The sequence below is a fragment of the Catenisphaera adipataccumulans genome, from assembly GCF_014202755.1.
GTDB lineage: Bacteria > Bacillota_I > Bacilli_A > Erysipelotrichales > Erysipelotrichaceae > Catenisphaera > Catenisphaera adipataccumulans.
On the sequence record NZ_JACHHK010000006.1, the window covers coordinates 37,569 to 55,049 of the forward strand.

The 17,481-nt window shown below is 46.5% G+C and carries 20 protein-coding genes and 1 pseudogene; 16 read left to right on the top strand and 5 right to left on the bottom strand.

Going from position 1 to position 17,481, the window contains the following annotated elements; all coding sequences use genetic code 11:
• The first annotated feature begins 69 nt into the window (after nucleotides 1–69).
• A complete protein-coding gene (locus HNQ47_RS08030) occupies nucleotides 70–858 on the top strand; it encodes a hypothetical protein (protein WP_183328883.1) in 789 nt (262 codons plus the stop codon).
• Nucleotides 859–869: 11 nt separating this feature from the next.
• Nucleotides 870–1,142, top strand: a complete 273-nt coding sequence (locus HNQ47_RS08035) for a DUF4176 domain-containing protein (protein ID WP_183328884.1) — start codon at nucleotides 870–872, stop codon at nucleotides 1,140–1,142.
• Nucleotides 1,143–1,162: 20 nt separating this feature from the next.
• Here the strand turns inward: HNQ47_RS08035 and HNQ47_RS08040 are convergent, their stop codons facing one another.
• Both HNQ47_RS08040 and HNQ47_RS08045 read right to left on the bottom strand, forming a co-directional pair.
• On the bottom strand, nucleotides 1,163–2,101 hold the full coding sequence (locus HNQ47_RS08040) for a peptidylprolyl isomerase (RefSeq protein ID WP_183328885.1): 939 nt from the start codon (nucleotides 2,099–2,101) through the stop codon (nucleotides 1,163–1,165).
• Nucleotides 2,088–3,122 carry a peptidylprolyl isomerase gene (locus HNQ47_RS08045; RefSeq protein WP_183328886.1) on the bottom strand — a complete coding sequence of 345 codons (1,035 nt, stop codon included), beginning with the start codon at nucleotides 3,120–3,122 and terminating at the stop codon, nucleotides 2,088–2,090. The genes HNQ47_RS08040 and HNQ47_RS08045 overlap by 14 nt, the downstream gene beginning before the upstream one ends.
• A gap of 143 nt (nucleotides 3,123–3,265) precedes the next feature.
• Between HNQ47_RS08045 and sufC the strand changes: the two genes are divergently transcribed.
• The 7 genes from sufC to HNQ47_RS08080 are packed head-to-tail and all read left to right on the top strand — an operon-like array spanning nucleotide 3,266 to nucleotide 9,640.
• On the top strand, nucleotides 3,266–4,081 hold the full coding sequence (sufC, locus tag HNQ47_RS08050; protein WP_183328887.1) for a Fe-S cluster assembly ATPase SufC: 816 nt from the start codon (nucleotides 3,266–3,268) through the stop codon (nucleotides 4,079–4,081).
• Nucleotides 4,082–4,083: 2 nt separating this feature from the next.
• A complete protein-coding gene (locus HNQ47_RS08055; protein ID WP_183328888.1) occupies nucleotides 4,084–4,893 on the top strand; it encodes a SufD family Fe-S cluster assembly protein in 810 nt (269 codons plus the stop codon).
• Complete coding sequence (locus tag HNQ47_RS08060; protein ID WP_183328889.1) at nucleotides 4,868–6,109, top strand: aminotransferase class V-fold PLP-dependent enzyme; 1,242 nt, start codon at nucleotides 4,868–4,870, stop codon at nucleotides 6,107–6,109. The genes HNQ47_RS08055 and HNQ47_RS08060 overlap by 26 nt, the downstream gene beginning before the upstream one ends.
• Before the next feature lie 20 nt (nucleotides 6,110–6,129).
• Nucleotides 6,130–6,576 carry a Fe-S cluster assembly sulfur transfer protein SufU gene (gene sufU, locus HNQ47_RS08065; protein ID WP_183328890.1) on the top strand — a complete coding sequence of 149 codons (447 nt, stop codon included), beginning with the start codon at nucleotides 6,130–6,132 and terminating at the stop codon, nucleotides 6,574–6,576.
• The gene (sufB, locus tag HNQ47_RS08070; protein WP_183328891.1) at nucleotides 6,569–7,972 is read left to right on the top strand and encodes a Fe-S cluster assembly protein SufB; all 1,404 of its coding nucleotides are present in this window, start codon (nucleotides 6,569–6,571) and stop codon (nucleotides 7,970–7,972) included. Before sufU ends, sufB begins: the two co-directional genes overlap by 8 nt.
• A 1-nt stretch (nucleotide 7,973) precedes the next feature.
• Nucleotides 7,974–8,597 (top strand): GDSL-type esterase/lipase family protein, encoded by a 624-nt coding sequence (locus HNQ47_RS08075; protein WP_183328892.1) that lies wholly within the window; start codon nucleotides 7,974–7,976, stop codon nucleotides 8,595–8,597.
• A complete protein-coding gene (locus HNQ47_RS08080) occupies nucleotides 8,594–9,640 on the top strand; it encodes a hypothetical protein (RefSeq protein WP_183328893.1) in 1,047 nt (348 codons plus the stop codon). Before HNQ47_RS08075 ends, HNQ47_RS08080 begins: the two co-directional genes overlap by 4 nt.
• Here the strand turns inward: HNQ47_RS08080 and HNQ47_RS08085 are convergent.
• Complete coding sequence (locus tag HNQ47_RS08085; protein ID WP_183328894.1) at nucleotides 9,637–10,116, bottom strand: HD domain-containing protein; 480 nt, start codon at nucleotides 10,114–10,116, stop codon at nucleotides 9,637–9,639. The genes HNQ47_RS08080 and HNQ47_RS08085 overlap by 4 nt on opposite strands.
• A 55-nt stretch (nucleotides 10,117–10,171) precedes the next feature.
• On the bottom strand, nucleotides 10,172–10,384 hold the full coding sequence (locus HNQ47_RS08090; protein WP_183328895.1) for a cold-shock protein: 213 nt from the start codon (nucleotides 10,382–10,384) through the stop codon (nucleotides 10,172–10,174).
• 239 nt (nucleotides 10,385–10,623) lie between these two features.
• Here HNQ47_RS08090 and HNQ47_RS08095 point away from each other — a divergent pair, with 239 nt between their 5' ends.
• The 7 genes and pseudogenes from HNQ47_RS08095 to HNQ47_RS08125 all read left to right on the top strand — a co-directional run bounded on the left by HNQ47_RS08095 (nucleotide 10,624) and on the right by HNQ47_RS08125 (nucleotide 16,634).
• Nucleotides 10,624–12,066, top strand: a complete 1,443-nt coding sequence (locus tag HNQ47_RS08095; protein WP_183328896.1) for a leucine-rich repeat domain-containing protein — start codon at nucleotides 10,624–10,626, stop codon at nucleotides 12,064–12,066.
• A gap of 96 nt (nucleotides 12,067–12,162) precedes the next feature.
• The gene (locus tag HNQ47_RS08100; RefSeq protein ID WP_183328897.1) at nucleotides 12,163–12,339 is read left to right on the top strand and encodes a hypothetical protein; all 177 of its coding nucleotides are present in this window, start codon (nucleotides 12,163–12,165) and stop codon (nucleotides 12,337–12,339) included.
• A complete protein-coding gene (locus HNQ47_RS08105; protein WP_183328898.1) occupies nucleotides 12,317–13,912 on the top strand; it encodes an ABC1 kinase family protein in 1,596 nt (531 codons plus the stop codon). Before HNQ47_RS08100 ends, HNQ47_RS08105 begins: the two co-directional genes overlap by 23 nt.
• A 12-nt stretch (nucleotides 13,913–13,924) precedes the next feature.
• On the top strand, nucleotides 13,925–14,428 hold the full coding sequence (lspA, locus tag HNQ47_RS08110) for a signal peptidase II (protein ID WP_183328899.1): 504 nt from the start codon (nucleotides 13,925–13,927) through the stop codon (nucleotides 14,426–14,428).
• Complete coding sequence (locus HNQ47_RS08115) at nucleotides 14,404–15,318, top strand: RluA family pseudouridine synthase (protein WP_183328900.1); 915 nt, start codon at nucleotides 14,404–14,406, stop codon at nucleotides 15,316–15,318. Before lspA ends, HNQ47_RS08115 begins: the two co-directional genes overlap by 25 nt.
• Nucleotides 15,315–16,133, top strand: coding sequence for a rhomboid family intramembrane serine protease (locus HNQ47_RS08120; RefSeq protein WP_183328901.1), 819 nt, complete (start codon nucleotides 15,315–15,317; stop codon nucleotides 16,131–16,133). Before HNQ47_RS08115 ends, HNQ47_RS08120 begins: the two co-directional genes overlap by 4 nt.
• Before the next feature lie 14 nt (nucleotides 16,134–16,147).
• Nucleotides 16,148–16,634: pseudogene (locus tag HNQ47_RS08125) on the top strand (deoxycytidylate deaminase).
• On the opposite strand, the gene rnhC reads toward HNQ47_RS08125, so the two are convergent.
• Nucleotides 16,607–17,479, bottom strand: coding sequence for a ribonuclease HIII (rnhC, locus tag HNQ47_RS08130; RefSeq protein ID WP_183328902.1), 873 nt, complete (start codon nucleotides 17,477–17,479; stop codon nucleotides 16,607–16,609). The pseudogene HNQ47_RS08125 and the gene rnhC overlap by 28 nt on opposite strands.
• Nucleotides 17,480–17,481 lie beyond the last annotated feature (2 nt).

The window sequence follows — 17,481 nt, forward strand, 5'->3', positions numbered from 1 at the left end:
CTTCTTTGGTTTCTGCTTTACGAAAGACATATACACTCTGTAAGATCCAGCTGCAGGAGTGGCAAATCTATGAAAATCAACACCGATGAATGGCGCAGGCTTGCACATAAGGTATCCATTTTAGCTGGTCCTGCACCGCCGCTGCCGACAGCAGCGATGCAGGATCGTCAAGCTGTCATTGAAGCAAAACTGCAGTCTGTTGCCGACTATTTGTACGGCACAGCCGTATCCTATGAAGAACTGGATCATTCGGTCAACCAATCATCAAAGTGGGAGACATCGACTTCGCATTATCTCAATTTACGTTCCATCGTGCATCGAACATCTGGAACTTCATATATCAGCGGAAAAGCACACTGGGCCTATGGGGAATGCCGAAAACCGTTTCACTGGCACGGTGTCGACGGCGGGATCAATGCAGATGTCGGTGCGGTCGATCTCAAGGGGAAGGCAGAAGCTTCTTTATTTAAAAATAAAAAACTGTATCCGCATCTGGAACTAACTGGGAAAGCATCAGCATCCGTATTATCCGGTACGGTCTATGCGAATGCCGGCAATCAATGGCTCCGCGGACATGCCCATGCGACCGGTCAGGTCGGTACTGTTTACGCAAATGCGGAGGCAGTGCTCTCTCCCGATGAACAAACATTCGATCTCGGTGTCGGCGCAGCGGCTTTGCGCGGGGAAGTAGAAACGTCATTATCGATATTTGGCGCAAAAGTCTCTTTAACAGGTTCGGGTTCTGTCGGCAGTGCAGAAGCCCAGATATCGTATCATCATAAAAATAGAGAATGGGAATTCGGCAGTCATCTCGGTTTCATTGCCGGGCTAGGATTTAAAGTCAATGTACAATATTAGGGAGGTGAAGGATGAAAGACTTAATGCCGCTGGGAACGGTCGTCACACTGCATAAAGGACGTAAGCGCCTGATGATCATCGGACGGATCCAAAACAAGGTTGGCGAGAAGGCAATCTACGATTATGCCGGCTGTCTATGGCCGGAAGGATTGATCGATAGTTCACATTTTTACTTATTCAATCAGGAGGATATTGAATATCTGTATTACATCGGCCTGCAGGATGCGGAAGAATTCAATTACCGATTTGATTTGGAAGAGCAATATGAAGCACTAAAAAAGTGACGCGTATGCGTCACTCATTTTTAGTTGGAAGAATCATCATCCGAATCTTTTAATTCCGGATATTGTACCAAGTATTCTGGATTGTTTTCTTTCAGATAATCGAAGATTTCCTGATCATGCACTTCAAAATCATATTTCTTTAAATAATATTCCATACATGCAGAGGTTACATCAGAATCTGAAGATAAACTTTCGCGGACTTGATCGATGATTTCATCATAATCATTGTTCACTAAAATTGCTACATAATACTTTGTGCTGCTTGAATCGGAACTGTCTGAACTGTCAGAATCCGAACTATCTGAGAACACTTCATCGACAACACCGGCTTTTTTCTGCTTGTACAAGGTATTGACAAGACGCGTCGGAACACTGGATGTCTGCGTGGAAACCAATGTTTCTTCGTCACTGAAGTTTGCATCATCGCTTTGGTATTCATCGAATACTTCAGAAGTATCTTTGCCGTCTTTCAGTTCTTTCAAGGCTTTTTCTGCCGTATCTTTATCATCGCATTCCAAGATCTTCGCAACCGATGGTTTGTATTTCTTTTTAATGGTCTTTTTATCATCTTTAAAATATTTATCGACCAGTTTTTCAGACTGAATGCTTGGAATCAAATAATTTTCAATGTAATCTTCTTTGCTGCTGTATCCTTTGCTTTCAAGTTCGGCTTCCGGATCATCGCTGCTGGAAGCAAATTCTTCATATTGTTGTTCCGCTTCCTTACGGATTTTTTTGGTCGTGCCGATTTCGTTTTTATAGATAATGGATGCCACTTCGGACATCATGACATCGGAACCTTCATAGGTCTTGAGCAGTTCATATTCATCATTTTTTGTGATCGTCGTATCACCGATGGTCATCAATTCTTGATCGCCGTCGGAAACAGATGTAACATGGCCGGAGCAGCCCGTCAGCAGAAACGCACCGCACAGGAGCAGAATACTAATTTTCTTCATCGCTGCTGTCGTCTCCTTTCTTCTGTTCTTCAATGTAGGCATTGATCTTCTTTTTCGTGCTCTTGCTGAGTTTGATATCCAGCTTTTTCGCATAACTTTGAACAACGGTATACTCCAATCCTGTATTATCCGTTAAGAAAGCATTCAGCACTTGATCCTTGATCGTATCGTTCTTGGATTTATAAATCTTATTCAGATCCGTTTCATCCACATGGACCTTATATAAATAAGATGTGCCCGAGTCCGAATCCGTCACGGTGATCCAATCGCTGGTTTCACCTTTCTTCAGATCCAGTGCTGCATTGATGACCGATTCATCGAGAGAACTGCTGGAACTTTCAGTCGTCTTACCGTCCACATAACCATATACGCCTTCATCGCTGGCTGTTGAATCTTCTGAATAAGCCGTTGCGGTTTTCGCAAAGCTTTGCTTGGAAAGAGCGCTGTCGATGTTGTCTTTTTTCTTCTGCTCATCCGAAGTCAGGTTATCCGGATCGCTTACACTGATCTGAATGATGGAGATCGTCCGCGGATTTTGATCCTCGACCGCTTTTTTCAGATCGTCATAATGCTTTTTGACATAGCGGCGGTTCATCTCTTTCTGCTTAACGCTCATCAGGCAGTAATCGTCCAGCTCGTCGTATCCGTTGTAGCCATAAGCAGCCAGTTCCTGACCTAGATACGATTTATAGTCGGAAACCTGCTGCTCAGCAGTGGAATCGATCTGATCTTTCAGATCATCGGCATCCTGCTGCAAATCATCTGTCGTCTCGATGGATTGATCGACAACTTCATTGCGATACAAATTGTACAGCAGGGAAGAATCGGAGGCAGACATCTCATCATATAAATCATCTGCCGTCACATCGCCTTTATTGGTGCTGGCCACGACGTCTTCTCCATCGGAAGTCGTGCCGGACACATTATATTTTGTACTGTCGTAAATAAAATAGGAAACAAATCCGATGATCACGACGGCAATGACCACTACGAACCAGTTGTCCCTTAAGAAATCACGCATGGTAATCCTCCTTTAAACATTGCAATTATACGAATTATATCATTAAAATGCAATGAATGAAAAAAGAACTGTCCGCGAATAATCGTTTCAATTGAGATTTATGGTAAAGTTTGTTACTATTAACGGCGAAAAGAGGGATAAAAATGACCGAATTAGTCATTCAAGATCTTCACGTTTCTGTGGAAGAAAAAGAAATATTAAAAGGACTGGATCTGACTGTAAGATCCGGTGAAACGCACGCCCTGATGGGACCGAACGGCAACGGCAAAAGTACGCTGCTGGCCGCGGTCATGGGCAATCCAAAATTCACTGTCACCCAAGGTACGATCACTTTAGATGGGAAAAATGTACTGGAGATGCCAGTGGATGAACGCAGCAAGGCCGGTCTGTTTTTGGGCATGCAGTATCCATCGGAAATTTCCGGCGTGACCAATTCCGACTTTCTGCGCAGCGCCATCAATGCGCGCCGTGAGCAGCCGATCGGCTTGTTCAAGTTCATCAAAGAAATGGATAAAGCCATTGAGCAGCTGGAAATGAAGCCGGATCTGGCGCATCGGTTTTTAAACGATGGTTTCAGCGGCGGCGAAAAGAAGCGCAATGAGATCGTTCAAATGATGATGCTGAAACCAAGCATTGCGATGCTTGATGAAATCGATTCAGGCTTGGATGTGGATGCCCTGCGGATCGTCAGCAATGCGATCAAACAGTGCCAAAGCGAAATGAATACCGGTCTGCTGATCGTATCGCACTATGCGCGTTTCTATGAATATCTGCAGCCGACGCATGCACATATTCTGATCGACGGACAAATCGTCGTATCCGGCGATCAAGAACTGGTGGAAAAAGTCGATCACGATGGATATGAATGGATCGAAAAAGAATATCATGTAAAAGCGGCAAAGGAAGAAACCAAACAACCAATTTCGCTGGGAAGCTGCGCTGTCAAACAAGGAGCATAAGTATGGAAACGATATTGAAGGAGACATTTGCCCGGACAATATCGGTATCCGGAAGCCTGGAAAACGATCCGATCGTAGCTCCGCAGGCGCAGGGCACATTCTTTATTACGCTGAAACCGGATGCAAAAGCGCTGAAACTGAACATCACGATGCAGGAAGAAAGCCATCTGCAGCTTTTTATCTATAATCAAGCAGAATCGGCTGCTGATGTGGATATCCGCATCGAAATGCAGAAGGATGCGGTCTGCCGCATGGGCCTGCTTGATCTGCAGAACGCACCGCTGCACTGGAACCAATTGGTCGAACTGCAGAATGAAGGCGCAGACTTTGAAATCCTGTCCGGCCAGCTGTGCATGGCCGATCAAAAGAAGACCGGTGATCTGGAAGTCCGTCATACGGCCGGACATACGCATGGCGAGATAAGGAACTTTGCTGTGCTGCTGGACCGCGGGAATTACGAAATGGTCGCCAACGGAAATATCGAGAAAAACTGTCCGGAAGCTCAGTCCCATCAGGCAACCCGCGTACTGACCCTCGGCGAAGATCATACAGCCAAAGTGATCCCGCTGCTGCTGATCGATGAAAATGAAGTAAAAGCCAGCCATGCGCTGACGATCGGCCAGCCGGATGAAGAACAGCTTTACTATCTTCAGTCGCGCGGCCTGACGACAAAACAAGCAATCGGACTGCTGAGCGTCGGCTATTTTCTGCCGGTGCTGGATATGATCGAAGATCAGGATCTGCACGATCGGATTCGTGCCGAAATGGAAAGCAAGGTGGGATTGAATGGACGTACAAGCGATACGGAATGATTTTCCGATTCTACAACGAAAAATGTCCGGCCGGCCGCTGGCTTATTTGGATAATGGAGCGACCGCGCTGAAACCACAGTGTGTCATCGATGCGGTAACCAAATATTATACATATCTTGGAGCTAACGCCCACCGCGGCGATTATGAAATGAGCGCACAGGTCGATGCAGCTTTTGAAGGCGCACGAAAGACGGCTCAGAAATTCATCAACGCGAAATACACAGAAGAAGTCGCATTTACTTCCGGCAGCACACAGGCGCTGAATGAAGTAGCGCTGATGGTGACCGAGCAGATGCTTCATGAAGGGGATGTCATTCTGACCGATGAAAGCGAACACGCTTCCAGTTATCTGCCTTGGCTGCAGGCCGGAAAAAAAGCTGGTACGAAGATTGAATTCATTCCGTTGGATGAAGAAGGAAAAATTACCATTTCCAATTTTAAGAAAGCCTTACATGATAAAGTCAAAGTGGTGGCCGTCGCACAGGTTTCTAACGTGTTAGGACAGATGGCACCCATTAAAGAAATGGCAGAACTCTGCCATGAACGCGGCATTCTGCTGGTGGTCGACGGTGCCCAAAGCGCACCGCATATGAAGGTCGATGTCCAGGATCTGGATGTGGATTTCTTTGCGTTATCAGCACATAAATTGTGCGGGCCGACCGGTATCGGTATTTTATACGGAAAGAAAAAATACATGGATGCATTGGAACCCGTGTTTTACGGCGGCGAATCCAATGCGCGTTTCGACCGCAGCGGATCGCTGATCTTAAAAGATGCGCCGCTGAAGTTTGAAAGCGGCACACAGCCGATCGAAGGAGCCATCGGCATGGCAGCGGCCATGAAATACCTGGAAAGCATCGGCATGGACGAGATCCATGCACACGAAGTGGAATTAAAACATTACTTTTTGGATCAGGTTTCCGATATGGACAATTTGATTCTATACAATAAGAACGCGGAAAGCGGCATCTGCACGTTCAATGTCATGGATCAGGGCAAACAGATACCTTCTCAGGATCTGGCAAGCTACTTGAATACCCAAGGCATTGCGGTGCGCTCCGGCACACATTGTGCAAAGATGCTGCCGGATGTTCTGCACACGTTTGCGACGGTCCGGGCCAGCTTCTATCTTTACAATACGAAAGAAGAGGCTGACCGGCTGGCAGAAGCGCTGCGGACAGTAACGCTGGAAAAATGTATTGACATATTCTTTTAAGAGAAGAAAGGAAGATGACAATGGATATCGATCCAAACCTGATGCGGGATATCATCATGGACCATTATGAATACCCGCGCAACCGGGAACTGACAAAAGACGACAGCGATTATAATTCCCGTCACATGGCCAGCGATTCATGTATTGATGACATCACTGTCCAGTCGAAAATCAAAGACGGAAAGATCGAAGATGTCCGATTTGACGGTGTCGCCTGTACCATCTCAACAGCCAGCACGTCGATCATGACTGAACTCATGAAGGGAAAGACCGTCGAACAGGCCCGTGAGATCATTAAGAACTATTTTGCGATGATCGACCAGAAAGAGTATGACGAAGATCTGCTGGAAGAAGCAGTTGCTTTTCAGAACGTCGGCAAGCAGGCAAACCGGATCAACTGTGCCACCATCGGCTGGAAAGCCATGCGCCAGATGATCGATGAAAGTGAGGAAAAGAAAGATGAGTGATCCCAAAGACATCGAATTTTCCAATGAATATGAATACGGTTTTCACGACAAGGACGTCAGTGTCTTTAAGACCAAAAAAGGGCTGACCGAAGACACCGTCCGCACGATCTCCAAGATCAAAGGCGAACCAGAATGGATGTTGGAAAACCGTCTGAAAGCGTATCATTCATTTCTGGAACAAAAGAACCCAAACTGGGGCCCGGATCTGAGTGAGATCGATTTTGATGATTACACCTACTATATCAAACCTAGTGAAAAAGAGGAAAAAAGCTGGGATGAAGTTCCGGAAACGATCCGGAACACATTCAATAAGCTGGGCATTCCGGAAGCGGAACAGAAATTTTTAGCCGGTGTCTCTACGCAGTATGAAAGCGAAGTTGTTTATCATAATATGCTGGAGGAAGTCGAAGAAAAAGGCGTCATCTTCCTGGATACGGATACGGCACTGCGCACGCATCCGGAGCTGGTCCGTAAGTATTTCGGCAAGCTGGTCCCGTATTCGGACAATAAATACGCGGCATTGAATACAGCTGTATGGTCAGGCGGTTCCTTTATTTATGTCCCGAAAGGCGTACATTTGGAAAAACCGCTGCAGTCGTATTTCCGGATCAACTCGCAGCAGATGGGACAATTTGAGCGTACCTTGATCATTGTCGACGAAGGGGCGGACGTGCACTATGTCGAAGGCTGCACGGCACCGATTTATTCGAAAGATTCGCTGCATGCAGCTGTTGTAGAAATTTACGTTCATAAAAATGCCCGCTGCCGCTATTCAACCGTCCAGAACTGGTCCAACAACATCCTGAACTTAGTCACCAAGCGGGCCAAGGTATATGAGAACGGACATATGGAATGGATCGACGGCAACGTCGGCAGCCACATCAATATGAAATATCCGGCTTGTATCCTGGCCGAACCTTATGCCAAAGGCACCTGCATTTCGATTGCGGTCGCATCCAAAGGACAGAAACAAGATGCCGGGGCGAAGATGATCCATCTGGCGCCGCATACGAGCAGTTCGATCGTTTCGAAATCGGTTGCCCGTAACGGCGGGGAAGTCAACTACCGCGGCTGGGTCCGTCATACAAAAAATGCCGACAAAGCCAAAAGCAAAGTGGAATGCGATACGCTGATCCTCGATAAGAAAAGCCGCAGTGATACGATCCCGCTGAACATTTCCCAAAGCGAAACATCGCAGATCGAACACGAAGCGACGGTTTCCAACATCAGCGAAGAACAGCTGTTCTATTTAATGAGCCGCGGACTTTCACGTCAGCAGGCAACGGAAATGATCGTCATGGGGTTCCTGGAGCCGTTTACCCGCGAACTGCCGATGGAATATGCGGTCGAGCTCAACCAGATGTTAAAACTGGATATGAGCGATTCAATCGGATAACATGCGGATCCTGCTTTACGGCGACAGCAATACTTGGGGCTATGACGCCCGGACGGGATGCCGTTTTGAACGGCGTTATCCGGCCGTGCTGCGGGAACGGATGCCGGATGACCAGATCATAGAAGAAGGCCTCAACGGCCGTACTTTATGTTTCGATGATCCTTTTGATCCGGATCGAAACGGCACCAAAAATGTACAGATGGTCATCAAAAGCCATGTGCCGATCGATGTATTTGTGGTGATGCTTGGCACCAATGATGCCAAACGGATCTATCATACCAATGTGATGTCCTTATACAAAGGGATGCGTACGCTGCTGCGAAAAGTCAAGGATCCGGTCCTTTATCAAGTTGTGGGGAAGAAACCGCAGATCTTGATCGTGCGGCCGCCGCGGATGAACCCCGCTTATCGTTCAAACGAAATGACGGTTTACAGCTTCGGACAGGAAGGTTATGATATGCTGGAAAACGCCGGGCAAGCACTTGCGAAAATTGCCGCGGATATGCATGCCGACTATTTTGATCCGGATGTGACAGCGGGAACCTATGATGGTGTGCATTTAGATCCGGAAACGCATGCCATCCTGGCCGAACGTCTGGCCGCAAAACTGGAGGAATACCGATGAGCGTAACCACTCATGTGAAAGCATTCTGGGAACATTTTCTTACGAAAGAGGAACAAATTCGTACAGACCTGGCGGAACAGAATTATGAATCGCTGAATCAAATCATCGAAACGCTCGATGAAAAAGTTTCAGAAATGACCGGGGCCCGATTTTTTGTCGAATCCGGTTATGATGATTATGAAATGACCTTTGATACTGGTCCGAACAAGACCACGCAGTACTTGTGCGAATATGTAAAAGCACTGGCACCGGAATCTGTCAAGAAAGGCTGGATCATCAATTCCTGTCTGCCGCCGATGTCGCAGAAAGCCATACAGGCCTGTCTGAAGATCAAAGAGTATGAATACTATATCAATGATTTCTACGTTTTCTATGAAATCAATGAAAAAAACCAGTCTTTGGAGGCGGAACTCTATTGTCCTGGGTATCACCTGATCGGCAACGATGAGCGTAAAAAAGAAATGAGCATGTACCTGATCGAAACGGCGATCGGTGAATGTGCCTATGAAGCCTATTTATCGCGCATCGCTTCGATCGATGAACCCAAACAGGACGCAAAGTTCTGCAACTTGATCGATTTTTATGAAACGATCATGAAGATCGTCGAACAAAAGGACTGGCGAACCTATGATCGGCCGATCGATATTTATTCGGTCTATCAGCCGATCCAGGATTTTGCGAGCGATTCACTGCGGAAGGACATGAAGTTCATCTTTACCACCCATCCGCTGCTGATCGAAGAAACCATTGAAAATAAAAATGATGTCCTTTCCGATCTGAAAGCCAAAGGCGGGGAATACGGATATATCTACTACAACAATCTTTTTCGAAGCAAAGAAGATGCAGTTTTCAGACAAAAACTGTCCAAAAAACTGGACCGCACGTTCACAGAGACACAAACGGCCAATGTGATCGGCGGTGCGATCGGAAAAAGTTATTCGTATATTGATTGTATCGTTTACGATAAAAAAAGATTTGTGCAGATCTGGAAACAGATCCAAACACAAATCAAGGAAGTTGATCTTCATTATCTTCAGTTCTAATCCGAACCATTTAAATCAGCGCAGGCATCCAGCAGGCGCTGTTTTTTTATGCCAGTGAGTTCCATATTCGGATTCTCTAGAAAACGTGCCATGATATCTGCATCTTTCAGCAGTTCACATAACGGGGAATCATATGATTCTTTGTGCGAGTGCTGCGCAATTGCGTAACAAATATCGTCGATCTCATATACTTTGAATAAATGCGTGCTGGACAAATATTTATGCGCCAGAATGCTGGAAAGCCGGGCATGTTCCGAATGTGCGCAGTTCTGCATATACTGGGCAAAATCGTGGAGCAAGGCAGCGATCTTCGCTTTTTCAATTTTTGAATTCCGGCTCATCGCCAGCAGTGTGATGCACGTGTCAACGGCTGAGGTGTGGGTGATGGCTGCGACCCGGAAAGCCCGGCTGCCAATTTTTGAATATTCCCCATAAACGTATTCGCGCACGGTTTCATAACGATCAAAATTTTCCATATCAAACACTCCTAATAAAAAAGAGCACCGAATGTGCTCCTGCGGGTCAAGCTGACTATTCGGCTGAATTAACGACAGTTACGTTGTTCGCCTGCTGACCTCTGTCCGTATCGATCACATCGTACGTCACGGTCTGGCCTTCTTCCAACGTTTTGAAACCTTCCGCATTGATGGAAGAATAGTGAACAAAGACATCTTTGCCCTCTTCATTGGTAATGAATCCGTAACCTTTTTCAGCATTAAACCATTTTACTTTACCAGTGCTCATGCTAATTACCTCCCAGATCAAGCCACATCATTGACTGTTAGGATAAGGATCCGCATACATAATCACTTATTTTAAAAGTCAAAAAATTAGTCTAATCTTTAACCAACATTAATTTATCATATTTAGACCAATTTGTCCATTTTTCGAATTGTTCCATCTGTTCATTGGAACAAAATTTTGTTATGATTTAGTTGATTGAAATGACATACAAATAAAAACATCACAAAGGAGGATGGAATATGTTGATCAAAGATGATGCATTGCGCGAAAGAGTTGCTCAGACCTTGCGCGTAAAACCTGAAGAAATAACGCCGGAAAATATGAAAAATCTGGTCAAATTGGAACTGCAAGGACTGGAGATCCAGGACCTGACGGGCTTGGAATATGCCGAAAACCTCGAATCCTTGAACATTTCCGACAACAAAGTGCAGACGCTTGAACCGATCAAAGACCTCCGCAACCTGGAAATCCTTGACGTTTCGATCAATCAGCTGCGTGATATTCAGGCACTGCATGGATTCCGTCAGCTGCGAAGGCTGAACATCGCCCACAATAACCTATATACCATGGATGTATCAGCGATTGCAGCGATGATCGATCTGGAAGCCTTAAATTTGGAGAAAGCCAAAGTTGACAGCATCGAATATGTCGAACACTGCAAGAAACTGGAGGAAATCTACGTCAACACGGAAAACGGACCGTTCAGTTATGCGATCTTAGGTACGCTGAAGAACTTAAAATATCTGCACATGGGCGGTATGCGCTTATACAATGTGGAAGATCTGACCTATCTTTCCAACATTGAAGAGCTCGATCTGTCGACGAACTTGATGAGTGATCTAAGTCCGCTGCTTTCAATGAAGCATCTGAAGAAACTGAACGTAGAAAACTGTCCGTATTTGACGGATTACTCGATCTTGAAGGAATTCCCGGAACTGGAAGAACTCGATCTTTCTTATAATCATCCATCCAGCTTTGATTTCCTGAAAGAACTGCCGAATCTGAAGAAACTGTATATGGAACAAACCGGATTCTCGGATATGCGGCTGCTCAATAATCTGAAATCGCTGGAATATTTGAATGTTTCGAAAAATGAACTTACACACACCAATGAATTTACAAATACAGCCAATTTGATCGGTTTCAGTGCAGAATTCTGCCAGCTCGAAGACATTAACTTCTTGAAGAACGCAAAAAATCTTGTACATCTGGATTTGTTCACCAACCGCATCAAAGAGATCTCGGTCTTGAAAGGCTGCAAACAAATGGTCGATCTGAACGTCGGCCGCAATGAGGTCAAAGATATTAACTGTCTGAAAGACATGAAACAGCTGGAGATCCTTTCATTGGAGAACAACGATGTCAGCGATATTTCGGTTTTATCGAAACTGGAAAACTTATGCAGCGTCGATCTCTACAACAACATCATTTCTGATCTGCGGCCGCTGTCAAAACTGAAATATATTTCGTACCTGCGCTTGGATCACAACGCCATTACGGATCTGACGCCGCTGTCGAATTTGATCTTCCTGAAGTCACTGACATTAAAGGCAAACTACATCACTGATGTTACGCCGCTGAAAGATCTGGAACTCCTGGAAGCCCTGCGCCTGGATGACAATCCGATCGAAGATACCTCGGTCTTGGAAAGCATGGAGTTCTACGACAAGTTCACAGACTGAGAATCATCGCGTTATGTCCTTTATATAAAGGACATAACGTTTTTTCTTTGTGAATAAATTTTCCGTGTTATAATACCTCTATAAGGGGAAATTTATATGAACAACTGGGGAACATTTCTGTTTAAGTGTTTAATGATCGGACCGAAACTGCAAGTCGACGCTTTCTGCACGACGACCGATGCCTTCCGGACATTGGTCCGTCCGGCTGCCGTTTCCAATACGCCGCTTCATATCAGGAAAGGAAACGTTCATGGCAAGAAAAAATTCAAGTAACAACAACACCCGTTTTCTGCAGATTGTTTCCATTCTGCGCAAATATAAAGTGAACGAAGGCCTGGATCCGGTCAAGCTTCGGAATATTCTTGAAGAGCTGGGACCGACATTCGTAAAGATTGGCCAGATCCTGTCAAACCGGCAGGATATTTTCTCGGAACGTTATTGCCGGGAATTAATGAAACTGCGCAGCAATGTCAAACCAATGCCGATCGAAACGGTGCGGAAAGTACTTGAAGAAGCCTATCATAAGCCTTGGGATGAAGTATTTACTTCCTTTGACGAAGAGCCGCTGGGTGCTGCGTCCATTGCCCAAGTACATGCTGCGACTTTGCCGACCGGGGAATCCGTTGTCGTGAAAGTACAGCGTCCGGGTATTTATGAAACCATGGAACGTGATGTCAAGCTGCTGCGCCGGGCTGCCCGCGTCATGAATCTTTCCGATGCGGTCAGTTCTGTGGTCGATCTGGATATGGTGATCGATGAATTCTGGGAAACCGCCAAAGAGGAGATGGATTTTACCATCGAAGCGGTCTTTGCCCAGCGTTTTAAGCAGGCATACAAAGACTGCAAATTCATCGATGCGCCGATCATCTACACTGACTATTCAACCAAATACGTCCTGGTGATGGAGTATGTAGACGGCCTGGAGATCAACAATCATATGGCCCTGGAGCAGGCAGGGTATGACTGCAAAGAAATTGCCGACAAGCTTGCTTACAATTACATCACACAGATCATCGATAAAGGTTTTTTTCATGCCGATCCGCATTCTGGCAATCTCCGGATCCGCAATCATCAAATTGTATGGATCGATTTTGGCATGATGGGCACGCTGGATGCCAAAGAGCGGGAAGTCATGCGGGAAGTCGTCAAAGCCGTCGGCACCAAAGACGTGCTGACGATCACCGACTGCATATTAACGTTGGGCAACTGCCAAAAAGAGATCGATTATATGCAGCTGATGTGGGAAATTGAACAATTCATGCTGCAGTATGTCGATCAGTCGTTCGAAGAAATCGACATTGCTAAGATGATCCAGGAAGTCTTTGCGATCTGCCATAAATACCGCATCCAGCTGCCGAAAGGCGTATCGATGCTGGCACGGTCGATGATGACGATGGAAGGTACTTTGATGGATCTGGATCCACAATGCAACATCATGAAAATAGCGATGACCCATAAGGATTCTTGGCGGACGGTCAGCACCAAAGATGTCCTCGAAAAAGGCGTTAAAAAAGGTGCACGGATCACGATGAAGACCATGGATCTGCCGGTGCAGACCAGCGATCTGCTGCGTCTGGCAGAACGCGGCCGGCTGAAACTCAATCTGAATGTGATGGGCAGTGCAGAACCAATTGCCAAAGTGGACCGGATGGTCAATCGTCTGATCGTCTGCATTTTGATCGCTGCCTTATTGATCGGCTCGTCGTTATTATGCATGACCAATATGGAACCGCGCATCCTCGGCATCCCTGCTATCGGTTTTCTCGGTTTCATGATCGCATTTGCGATGAGTATCTGGCTGTTTGTGAAGATGCTGTTTCTGCATCGCCGGAATAAAATGTTTTAGGGAGGTGAAGGTATGAAAGTTAAAAAGACAACGCTGTTCTTATCTTTGATCCTTACCGTACTTTTGGTCTTTCTTGACCAGCTGACGAAATCATCCATTGCCAACCAACTTTCGGTCTATTCACGGGTCGAAGTGATCCATAATTTTTTTGATTTAACGTATGTAAAAAATACCGGAGCCGGCTTCAGTATTCTAGAAGGCGCCGGTTTGCCGTTTTTTACGATCTTGACGATCATTGCGGAAGCGGCCATTTTATATATTTACTGTACAACCCAAGACGTACGCATCCAAATGAGCCTGACTTTTGTTTTTGCCGGGGCGCTGGGAAACTGGATCGACCGTTTCCGTTTCGGGTATGTGCGTGATTTTTTCAGTTTTAATCTATTCGGTCATGCGTTTCCTGTCTTTAATGTCGCGGACATCTGTATCACATGCGGCTTTTTAGCCATTCTGATCATTTCATTGAGCGATGATATAAAGGAGAAAAGAAGATGGAAAAGTATGAGTTCCGAGTAACGGCGGCTCAGGCCGGTCAGCGTCTCGATAAAACCGCTGCAGATGTTCTGCCGTGCAGCCGGACCCGGATCCGTGAACTGATCGACGGACAGCTGATCAAGGTGAACGGGGAATGGGAAAAGGCCAGCTATAAAGTGAAGACCGACGATGAGATCTTCGCTCAAGTGCCGCCGGATGAAGAACTAGAAGTCAAACCGGAGCCAATGGATCTGGATATCGTCTATGAAGACAGCGATTTGATCGTCATCAATAAACCAACCGGCATGGTCGTTCACCCGGCACCGGGACATTATGAACATACATTGGTCAATGGGCTGCTGGCCCACTGTACGGATCTCAGCGGGATCAATGGGACGATCCGGCCGGGCATTGTCCACCGGATCGACAAAGATACATCCGGACTGCTTGTAGCGGCTAAAAATGATCATGCCCATCAGGCACTCAGCGCCCAGCTGGCAGATAAGACCTGCCGCCGGGAATACCTGGCCATTGTTCATCATCCCTTTTCCAATCTTTACGGTACCATCGATGCGCCGATCGGTCGGGATGTGAAAGATCGTCAGAAAATGGCAGTGACCGCAAAAAATTCAAAACCAGCCGTCACGCATTTTGAAGTACTGGAAAATTTCAAAGATTATGCGCTTGTCCGCTGTCAGCTGGAGACCGGACGAACCCATCAGATCCGGGTCCATATGGCCTATATCGATCACCCCGTTGCCGGTGATCCAAAATATGGCTATCGGAAAACGATCCCAGCCGACGGACAGCTTTTACATGCATATCAGCTGACCTTTGTACATCCGACAACCGGGGAAACGATGACGTTTCATGCCGATATGCCGGAAGAGATGCAGAAGGTGTTACAACAGCTGCGGGAGGGCATATTATGAACCGCACATTGCAGCAGTTGCGTGAGGCACCGGTCACAGCTGCCGTTACAATTTTATGCCTGGGTGTATTTACACTGATCCATACGGTCAATACCGGGTTCAACAGCACGGAAACTGCGATCATCTTTGGGGCTTACTATAAAGCTCTGATTTCCGGCGGTGAGATCTGGCGGCTGTTGACATGCGCATTTGTGCATGTGGATCTGTGGCATATTTTTGGGAATTTGTATTCATTTCTGATCATGGGGCCGATCTTAGAAAAACTATTCGGATCAAAAAAATACAGTCTGCTGCTGTTCGGATCCGTGATCGGCAGTTCTTTGTTCATATATGCATTTCAAGGCAATCTGGTCACCGTCGGGCTGTCCGGCGGTTTGTATGGACTGATGGCGGCGCTTTTTATGATCCTGAAGCGTTTCGGCGGCCTGAACGATCCGCGTATGCGTTCGGCAGTGGTATCGACGATCGTGATCAACGTATTGATCAACTTTATGCCTGGGATCTCCTACATGGGGCATCTGGGCGGATTTTTGACAGGCCTGCTGCTCGGATCGTGTCTGATCGAAAACGGCAGCCGGATGAAACGGGTGACTGCTTTATTCTGCGTTTATGCAGCAGCGTTATGCATATGCGCCTGGAGCCATCGGGAGATCCCGGCTGATGAAATCTATTTGATCACCGATCTGGATGTCCTGCAATATGAAAAGGACCATCTCAATGCCGCTTGGGCCGAACAGGTTGCCAAAAATCTCGATCGGATGTATTCAGAAACCACCGGTGAAAATTTGATTTATTTGGAGCAGAATTTACAATGAAAGAAGGGGAATCAATGAAACGAAACAATGTGCTGTCGTGGGACGCTTATTTTATGAGCATGGCTCATTTAAGTGCACTGCGCTCAAAAGATCCCAACACCCAAGTGGGGGCCTGCATCGTCAACAGTGATAAACGGGTCGTAGGACTGGGTTACAATGGCTTTCCGCGCGGCTGCAGCGACGATGAGTATCCGTGGGAACGGGACGGGGAATACCTGGGCACGAAGTATCCCTATGTGGTGCATGCAGAACTGAATGCGATCTTAAATAGTATCCAGGATCTTGAAAGGATGCACGATTTATGTTTCTTTGTTCCCATGCAATGAATGTGCCAAGGCGATCATTCAGTCCGGCATCCGCTGTGTGGTGTATGAAAGTGATAAATATGACGGCATCCCAAGCAATGCCGCCAGTAAAAAAATGTTCCGCGACGCCGGCGTGGAACTTGTACAGCTCACGTACAAAGTTCACGTTCAGGCAGACGTGGAACCGCAGCCCTGATGCAGGGCTTTTTTTGTGTTCGCAAAGTGCAGCTTCGCAACTTGGGATAATGCATCGGTCCCGAACCGACGGATGAATTCTGCAGCACATGCATCGACCGCCTGACCGGCCCCTTTTTCAAAATGAAAATCGTATTTTTGTTCCATAGCATCCCAGGTTCGTAAAAATGTGTCGCGGGCAAGAATGCTGGCACAGGCGACCGAAAGATATTTGTTTTCGGCTTTGGTCTCAAAATGGATCGGACGGATGACATCCGGTTCCTTTTGAAGATATTTATAGTACGAGGCTTCGCTGACAAACTGATCGACGATCCTAAAATTCGGCAGCGTAAAGCCTTTGCGTTTTAAATTCACATACGCTTGATTGTGCAGCAGGCATTTCAGATCCACCATATTGTGCTGCTCATGGACACGATTGTATTTTTCCGGCATCAGGATCAGCACTGAATGCGGACACAAATTCCGAATGTCCGGAGCGATCTGCCGGATCTTGGCATCATTGATTTGTTTCGAATCGGCTGCGCCCAATGCCTTCAGCTGATCTTTGATTTCTGCAGTCACGATACAGGCGCAGACAACTACCGGACCGAAATAATCGCCGGTGCCGACTTCATCGCTGCCAGCCTGCGGATACCGGTTTGATGTTTCTTGTTCCGGTTCCATCCAGCTGAGATCCTTGCCTTGAAAAACAACTTTCCCGCTGGTATAGGCTGTGATCGTGCATTCTTCTGTTTTGATTTGGTAATAGGTATAGGCAGGCTGGGATTCTTTACGAATCGAATGCGCCAGGCGCTTTTTCAGGTCCATGATCTCCTGCCTGCTCATTTTTTTGGTGATCGTTCCCATAA